Annotated in this window: 9 protein-coding genes; 4 read left to right on the forward strand and 5 right to left on the reverse strand. The window is 35.3% G+C overall.

Features of this window, described 5'->3' with window-relative positions:
* Together Q0L68_RS12675 and Q0L68_RS12680 are read right to left on the reverse strand one after the other, a co-directional pair.
* Nucleotides 1-314, reverse strand: a 314-nt coding sequence (locus Q0L68_RS12675) for a DUF2092 domain-containing protein (RefSeq protein WP_296703706.1), incomplete at its 3' end; no start/stop codon positions are given.
* 57 nt (nucleotides 315-371) lie between these two features.
* Nucleotides 372-992, reverse strand: coding sequence for an HD domain-containing protein (locus Q0L68_RS12680; RefSeq protein ID WP_296703709.1), 621 nt, complete (start codon nucleotides 990-992; stop codon nucleotides 372-374).
* Between the two features lie 70 nt (nucleotides 993-1,062).
* On the opposite strand from Q0L68_RS12680, the gene Q0L68_RS12685 reads away from it, so the two are divergent.
* Nucleotides 1,063-2,124 (forward strand): PAS domain-containing protein, encoded by a 1,062-nt coding sequence (locus Q0L68_RS12685; protein ID WP_296703711.1) that lies wholly within the window; start codon nucleotides 1,063-1,065, stop codon nucleotides 2,122-2,124.
* A 57-nt stretch (nucleotides 2,125-2,181) separates the two neighbouring features.
* Here the strand turns inward: Q0L68_RS12685 and Q0L68_RS12690 are convergent, their stop codons facing one another.
* Complete coding sequence (locus Q0L68_RS12690) at nucleotides 2,182-3,054, reverse strand: SDR family oxidoreductase (RefSeq protein ID WP_296703713.1); 873 nt, start codon at nucleotides 3,052-3,054, stop codon at nucleotides 2,182-2,184.
* Nucleotides 3,055-3,158: 104 nt separating this feature from the next.
* Here Q0L68_RS12690 and Q0L68_RS12695 point away from each other — a divergent pair, with 104 nt between their 5' ends.
* On the forward strand, nucleotides 3,159-3,959 hold the full coding sequence (locus Q0L68_RS12695) for a hypothetical protein (protein WP_296703715.1): 801 nt from the start codon (nucleotides 3,159-3,161) through the stop codon (nucleotides 3,957-3,959).
* Nucleotides 3,960-4,008: 49 nt separating this feature from the next.
* Here Q0L68_RS12695 and ahcY read toward each other — a convergent pair whose 3' ends face one another.
* Together ahcY and Q0L68_RS12705 are read right to left on the reverse strand one after the other, a co-directional pair.
* A complete protein-coding gene (gene ahcY / locus Q0L68_RS12700; protein ID WP_296703717.1) occupies nucleotides 4,009-5,328 on the reverse strand; it encodes an adenosylhomocysteinase in 1,320 nt (439 codons plus the stop codon).
* Nucleotides 5,329-5,409: 81 nt separating this feature from the next.
* The gene (locus Q0L68_RS12705; RefSeq protein WP_296703718.1) at nucleotides 5,410-6,171 is read right to left on the reverse strand and encodes a biotin--[acetyl-CoA-carboxylase] ligase; all 762 of its coding nucleotides are present in this window, start codon (nucleotides 6,169-6,171) and stop codon (nucleotides 5,410-5,412) included.
* Nucleotides 6,172-6,231: 60 nt separating this feature from the next.
* On the opposite strand from Q0L68_RS12705, the gene rsfS reads away from it, so the two are divergent.
* Together rsfS and ftsH are read left to right on the forward strand one after the other, a co-directional pair.
* Complete coding sequence (gene rsfS / locus Q0L68_RS12710; protein ID WP_296703719.1) at nucleotides 6,232-6,579, forward strand: ribosome silencing factor; 348 nt, start codon at nucleotides 6,232-6,234, stop codon at nucleotides 6,577-6,579.
* 65 nt (nucleotides 6,580-6,644) lie between these two features.
* Nucleotides 6,645-8,152 (forward strand): ATP-dependent zinc metalloprotease FtsH (gene ftsH, locus Q0L68_RS12715; protein WP_296703721.1); only part of this gene is annotated, 1,508 nt, incomplete at its 3' end.

The following is an 8,152-nucleotide window of genomic DNA, read 5'->3' on the forward strand; positions in this document are numbered from 1 at the left end:
TTGAAGGAATAATAAATGACTTGCTTTCCATTATAAGAATAAAGGTCTTCCTTGTTTTCACCATGCAATCTTGTGGTGAATTTATCTGGACCTTTAATTTTCACATCACTTTGAGAAAATACTTTAATGAAGAAGTTTTCTGAATAGACCACATCTTTTGAAACCTTGGAGGTAAAACCTAAAGCTTTCATTTCTCCAAAAATCGAACTCATTCTATCTAATATTAGAACTGCAGTGGTATCAATGATCTTATCTTGAGCATGGACAGAAAACAACGGTAAGAATAACAAAAACCCAAATAATATCTTTTTCATCATAATGAATTATTTAAAAATAGAATGTTGAATTTAACAATACTTTTAATATAATTTCTATTGAAGTGTTTCTCCCAATGCATCGATTTGATGAATAATCACAAAGTCAATTAAGTTTTCAAGAGAAACTTGGGCTCGATTACATGCATCTGCTATATCCTCCCTACTCACTTGAGCAGCGAAAGTCTTATCTTTTAATCTCTTTTTAACTCCCTTGACTTCCATCCCCTCATAGGCAGTGGGGCGCATCAGTGAATAGGCATGCACAAAACCACTTAACTCATCAAAAGCATACAACATTTTATCTATTTCAGATTCAGGTTCAACACCGAAATATCTAGGTCCATGTGAGGCGATTGCTCTTATTATTTCTGGATCAATATTTCTTGATTCTAATTCTTCAATGATTTTTCTACAATGTTGATCCGGCCATTGATCCCAATCTGCATCATGAAGTAATCCAGCCAAGTACCATTTATGGCATACTTCATTCGAATAATTTTTACTTTCCGCGAATCGTCTCATTAAATGAGCCACTTGAATCATATGGGCTTTTAACTTCTCATTTTTTACCCAATCATTCAAAAGTAAAAATGCTTCCTCTTTTGAAATGACATTTCCGATATTTTCTGGTTTACCAAAATATTTTCTACCCAGAATTAAAGAATTATTTTCCATTCATATATATTTTATTGTATTTAAAACGTTATTTTATGTAATTTGAATTAAATTATTTTATACTTATCTCATGAATGACGTCAAAGTTTTAGAAATATTAAGCCAAATGGCAATCACGTCAGAATATTTCATGCAGGTGACATTAGATAAGAATGGACAAATCTTAAGTTCAGACTCTGGAATTGGTCCAATTCCATCACTTTTTGATAATTCAAAAAAGCCATTACACTTTTCTGATTGTTTTCTCTCCTCTGATTGGATCAAATATGAAAATAATAGATTAAAAGCTTGGAACAATCATCAGCAATCATTTTCAGTAGACTTACAAAAAATTAATTATCCCTCAGATAATCTCTTAAAAACAAAATGGGAGTTTTTCTTTATTTCTGAAGATTTTGGTACCTGCATAGGAATTGGACATCCTGTTGATTCAGTAAAACACTATAATATTCGCCTTGGGGATTTCATTGATACAGAATATTCTTCCTCTGAGATTATTGATAACCTTTTAGAAGATAAATTATTAGGATTCTGGGAGTTTAATCCATTTGAAAAAGTGAATACAATCAGTTCAGGGCTGGCACAAACTTTAGGTTATACTGAAAATGAAATTGAATCAATAGGGAATATTTCTTGGGAAAAGCACATTCATCAAGAAGATTATATGAGTTTAACCCAAGAATTAACGCATCATTTTAAATCTCCGGGAAATTTACCTTTCAAAAAAGAATTTCGATTGATCTCAAAAGGTAATCAGACAATTTGGGTGATGGCTTTTGGAAAAACAATTCATTGGACTTCTGAAGGTTTACCCAAAAAAGTCCAGGGAATAATTCTTGACATTACAGAGAAAAAGAAACAAGACATGTGGATGAAAGAACATCAATATTTCCTTAAAGAATTAGCTTTCCAGCAATCTCACTCATTAAGGGCAAGAGTTGCTAATATCCTGGGATTATTAGACATATTGGATATTGAAAGACAATCCGGAGAATCCAAAAGAATAGTGGATATTATAAAAAAAGAAACTGTTCAATTAGATCAAGCCTTAAAAAAGAGCATCAAAGAATCAGTCAATCAAAACAAAAGTTTTGAATTAGATTCGGATTCACTATCCTCCCATTCAAAGTAATTTATGAATTTCTAATCTTCCATTTTGCTTTCAGATAGCCCCAAAGAATCTTGGGGCTTATGCTTTTTTTCCTCTTGAAACCTCCATCATATCCCACATTTCTTTAGGTATTTGATCCAGATTATTGAATTCTCCAGCCCCTTTCAACCATTCACCCCCGTCTATTGTAATAACCTCTCCATTTACATAAGATGAAAAATCAGAAACTAAATACGCTGCAAGATTTGCCAATTCTTGATGCTCCCCTACTCTTCCTATTGGTACTTTCTTAGCTGGATCAAATTTCTTAACCAAATCACCAGGTAATAATCTGCTCCAAGCTCCCTCGGTAGGAAATGGCCCAGGAGCAATTGCGTTGGAACGAATCCCATATTTTGCCCATTCCACTGCTAAAGATCTAGTCATTGCCAAAACTCCTGCCTTTGCAGCTGCTGAAGGAACAACATACCCAGAGCCTGTCCAAGCATAGGTAGTAACAATATTCAAAAAAGTGCCTTTCTGCTTTTTCTCAATCCAATCTTTCCCAGCTGTCAAAGTGACCTGTGAAGTCCCTTTAAGAACAATATCCAAAACTGTATTAAATGCATTGGTGGAAAGTCTTTCCGTTGGACTTATAAAGTTTCCTGCAGCATTATTTAATACTACATCTATTCGTCCAAGTTCAGCTGTGGCTTCTTTCCACATACCTTCAATTTGGTCTATATCTCTAACGTCGCACGCAAACGGGATTACTTTTCCTCCCTTATTTGACATCATCTCAGAAGCAGTATTTTTGAGAACATCAAGTTTTCTTGAAGTGATCACTAAATTGGCTCCCAGCTCTAAAAAATATTCTCCCATGGATTTTCCCAAACCCGTCCCACCTCCTGTAACTAGTATATTCTTTCCTTTTAAAGCTCCTTCCCGAAGCATGCCATCTAAATAATTCATAAAATTTTTAATTCAATATTAGCCAAGATAGTCATTCGGCCTAGTAATTGAAAGGAACTATGGTTACCAAAAAGAACCTCTTATTTTATGATATGAAAAATGATATGAAAAGATTCAATTTTTTATTTATTCCTTTAATTATTCTTTTTACGGGTTGTCAAGAAGATGCTGAGAAATTCATAGAAACTGATTTGCCAACAGAAGCAGCTCAATTATTTAATATTTCAACAGCATGGAGCGAAAGTCTTTATTTCGCTTTAATAACTTTTGAGGAATTTCAAGCAATAGATTCTACAAGCTCTTTGCCTGGTTGTCCAAATTTGATTATTGAGAACGATACAAGAAAAGTTTTTCTTGATTTTGATATAGAGAATGAATGTCTTCAAACGGGTACTAAAAAAAGATCGGGTAAATTGATTCTTGAGTTTTCTTTAGTAGGAGGTACCAACCCTACTTGGGTATTAGAATATGATAACTATTCATTTGATGGAAATAGGATTAGAGGCATTAGAACATTTAGAAAAGATATTTCTAATGATATTATAGAAAATTTTAATCCCATTACTTTTAAAACCGAAAAAGATCTGACTACAGTTTTTACAGGGAATCTAAAGCATAAAAAAGGGATTACTAATTCCATTGGGATTATTTCCGGAGGAATTATCACTGGGAAAAATGCTGCCGGAAGAGAATTTTCAATTGATATACCTTTCAACCGATTAATGCTTTCTACCTGTTTTCAAAATAATGAACTAATCCCTGTAACCGGAACTGAAACATGGATTATTGAAAGAGGTTCAAATAAAAAAGCTATTCACGAATTGAAATATGAACTTATAGACTCTTGCAATGTCGCAGCAAATGTTTTGCTTTCTGATGGAAGAAAACTTCTCCTAAACCCATAAAAAAAGGCAGCTTTTTCATAAGCTGCCTTTCAATTTAATTTTAGCAATATTAATATCTGTAATACTCTGGTTTGAACGGTCCTTCTACTGTTACTCCAATGTATTCTGCTTGTTCCTGAGAAAGTGTCTCTAATTCCACACCTAGTTTAGATAGATGCAAAGCAGCTACTTTTTCATCGAGATGTTTTGGAAGCACATAGACTCCTGGCTGATATTCATCGGTATTCTGCCATAATTCAAGCTGCGCCAAAACCTGATTTGTAAAAGAATTAGACATCACAAATGATGGGTGTCCAGTAGCACATCCTAAATTCACTAACCTTCCCTCTGCTAGAATAATAATTTGTTTTCCATCTAGCTCGTAAAGATCCACTTGAGGCTTTATTACATTTTTGGTTTGGCCATAATTCTTGTTCAACCAAGCCATGTCAATCTCATTATCGAAGTGACCAATATTACAAACTATAGCTTTATCCTTCATTGCTAGGAAATGCTCTTTTGATAAGATATCCTTATTGCCAGTTGCTGTAACTATAATATCAGCTTCTTTCGCTGCATCAATCATTTTTTTAACAGCAAATCCATCCATTGCAGCCTGAAGTGCACAAATTGGATCTATTTCAGTTACAATTACTCTTGCACCAGCTCCTCTTAAAGAAGCTGCAGATCCCTTTCCAACATCACCATATCCGGCGACTACAGCAACCTTTCCAGCCATCATGACATCCGTTGCTCTTCTAATTGCATCTACCAAAGATTCCTTACAACCATATTTATTGTCAAACTTTGACTTTGTAACAGAGTCGTTAACATTGATTGCTGGCATTGGAAGCGTGCCATTTTTCATTCTTTCATAAAGCCTGTGAACCCCTGTAGTAGTTTCTTCCGAAAGTCCTTTGATTCCATTCACAAGTTCAGGGTATTGATCCAAAACCATATTGGTCAAATCCCCACCGTCATCCAAAATCATATTTAATGGCTGACGATCTTCACCGAAAAATAATGTTTGTTCAATACACCAATCAAATTCTTCGGCAGTCATTCCTTTCCATGCATAAACAGAAATTCCTGCGGCTGCAATAGCTGCGGCAGCATGGTCCTGGGTAGAAAAAATATTACAAGATGACCAAGTTACTTCCGCACCAAGTTCAACCAATGTTTCAATCAGAACTGCTGTTTGGATTGTCATATGGAGACATCCTGCAATTCTTGCATTTTTAAGTGGCTTCGAAGCACCAAATTCTTCACGAAGAGCCATTAAACCAGGCATCTCAGCTTCTGCTAATTGAATTTCTTTACGTCCCCAGTCAGCTAAAGAGAGATCTTTAACTTTAAATTTCACGTATTTTTCAGATTTTGTTTCTGACATATTATTGATTGTTAACTAATTGAATTCATATAAAACTTTCGCAAAGGTACCGCTTAAAACTTAGAATTTAAAATCAGAAAATTACTCTAAAAAGATAACTTCCTTAAGGTCAAAAAGCCTCAACTCACCTTCTTCAGTTTCAATTTGAAGTTTTCCAAAAGAAGTAACTCCCTTGATTTCACCAGTAAATATTTCTCCATCTGATTGAAACTGTGATTTTTGATTTCTCAGATACAAATGATTCAGATATTCATTTTTTATCTCTTTCAACTTTCCCCTTTTCAGCTTCAAGTAACTTTGCTCTATCCTACTTATTAATAATCTAAAAAGCTCTTTTAGATCAAAAATGTTTTCAGTTATTAGGGACATTGATGTGGCTTTAGGATATAAGAACGATTTTTGATTGATATTTAAACCAATTCCGACAATAGAATATTCCCAATTACTTCCAGAAAAGGTATTTTCTACCAAGACCCCACCTATTTTACCGTAGCCCGGTACCACAATATCATTTGGCCATTTTACTTTTACATCCGTAAGATAGTCTTCAAGCAATCCTTTAATCCCATTCGAAACACACATGTTTAAGGAGAATTGTTCGGTGATATCCAAAAAAGTAGGTCTAAGAATCAAAGAAAAAGTTAAATTTAAACCTGCTTGGGATAACCAAACATTTCCTCGCTGTCCTTTCCCTTTGATTTGGTGATCACAAATAACAATAGTGCCTTCTGCCGCACTTCCTTGCCTGACCATTTGAAGCGCAATGTCATTAGTTGAGTGACAGTCTGGCAGGAAATGGACATCTTTCCCCAAAAAAATGGTATTGGCAAGAATTTTATACATAAATTTTAGGTTCGTTGGAATATTAAGAAGATTTCCAACTCACAAAATTAAGACAATAATATGACAGCAGAAGAGCTGAGCAAAGTAATCATCAAAGGGATGGAAGAAAAAAAAGCTTCCGATATCTTACTGATGGATCTAAGACATATAAAGAATTCCGTTACCGATTTTTTTGTGATTTGCTCCGGCAACTCAGATACTCAGTTGGATGCTATATCAGATTCTATTGAAGAACAAGTGATTAAAGCAGGAGACAAAGGTCCTTGGAGAAATGAAGGGAAGAGCAGCAGGAATTGGATTTTAATGGATTATGTGGATGTTGTAGCCCATGTATTTCTGAAGGACAAAAGGGAATTTTATGGACTAGAAGATTTGTGGGGAGATGCAAAAGTTACCCGAATTGGCTAAAATGCCACAAACTTTACACAATCTATTCCGTTTTACATTAAGTTTACAGAATTACAAATTTAGCGATGAGCGAAAAAAATAAAAACAAAAAATTTATACCAAAGGCACCTCAACAAAAACCAAATTTTCAACTTTGGTTGATCATTGCGGCTGTTCTAGTGCTCTTAGGCCTAACTTGGATCCAACAAAGGTCATCAGTAATAGACATTACACAGAAGAAGTTTGAAGATATGTATATGGCCGGCGATGTCTCTAAAGTCATGATGGTCAAGAACATGGAAAGGGTAGACATCACTCTTAAACCTTCTGCCCTTTCTGAACCCAAATATAAAAATGAACTTGAATCAAGTTCTACTTTCTTTAATCCTTCAGGACCGCACTATTCTTTTCAGGTTGCTTCGGTAGATAAATTTGCGAATGATTTTGATGCCCTAAAAGAGCAAGCTGATCCAGCAAACAGAATTGATTTAGAAGTTTCTACAGAAGAAAATTGGACCAGCTACTTCAGTAGTTTTGGATTTTTGATTTTATTATTTGTCTTCTTCTGGTTTATGATGAGAAGAATGGCAGGTCCTTCCGGACCGGGTGGACAAATTTTTAATGTTGGGAAATCGAAAGCACAACTATTTGACGCAGAAAATAAAGTTAAAATCACTTTTGACAATGTGGCAGGTCTGGATGAAGCAAAAGAAGAGATCCAGGAAATTGTGGAATTCCTCAAAAATCCAGGGAAATTCACCAAACTAGGTGGGAAAATCCCAAAAGGTGCTCTACTAGTAGGACCTCCAGGAACCGGTAAAACATTGCTTGCAAAAGCAGTTGCTGGTGAAGCAGGTGTTCCTTTCTTTACTTTATCAGGTTCAGACTTTGTGGAAATGTTTGTGGGAGTTGGTGCAGCCAGAGTAAGAGACTTATTTAAGCAAGCCAAAGAAAAAGCTCCATGTATCATTTTTATCGATGAAATTGATGCTATTGGTAGATCAAGAGGAAAGGGTCAAATGCCAGGATCAAATGACGAAAGAGAAAATACTCTAAACTCTTTATTGGTAGAAATGGATGGTTTTGGTACAGACTCAGGAGTTATTGTCCTTGCTGCAACCAATAGACCAGATGTATTGGATAGTGCTTTGCTTAGAGCTGGTAGATTTGATAGACAAATTTCTATTGATAAGCCAGATATCGTTGGAAGAGAGGCAATTTTCAAAGTACACTTGAAACCAATCAAAACCAGCCCTGATATAGATCCTAAAAAACTTGCAGCCCAAACCCCTGGTTTTGCAGGAGCTGAAATTGCCAATGTTTGTAATGAGGCTGCCCTTATTGCCGCAAGAAGAAATAAGACAGCAGTTGATATGCAGGATTTCCAAGACGCTATTGATAGAACTATCGGAGGTCTTGAGAAAAGGAATAAAATTATTTCTCCCGAGGAAAAGAAAATTGTTGCTTATCATGAAGCGGGACACGCCGTGGCCGGATGGTTCTTGGAGCATGCAGATCCTTTGGTAAAAGTAAGTATTGTTCCAAGAGGTATTGCAGCCTTAGGGTATGCACAATATTTACCAAAAGAACAGTT

It is taken from the genome of Algoriphagus sp., assembly GCF_024642405.1.
GTDB lineage: Bacteria > Bacteroidota > Bacteroidia > Cytophagales > Cyclobacteriaceae > Algoriphagus.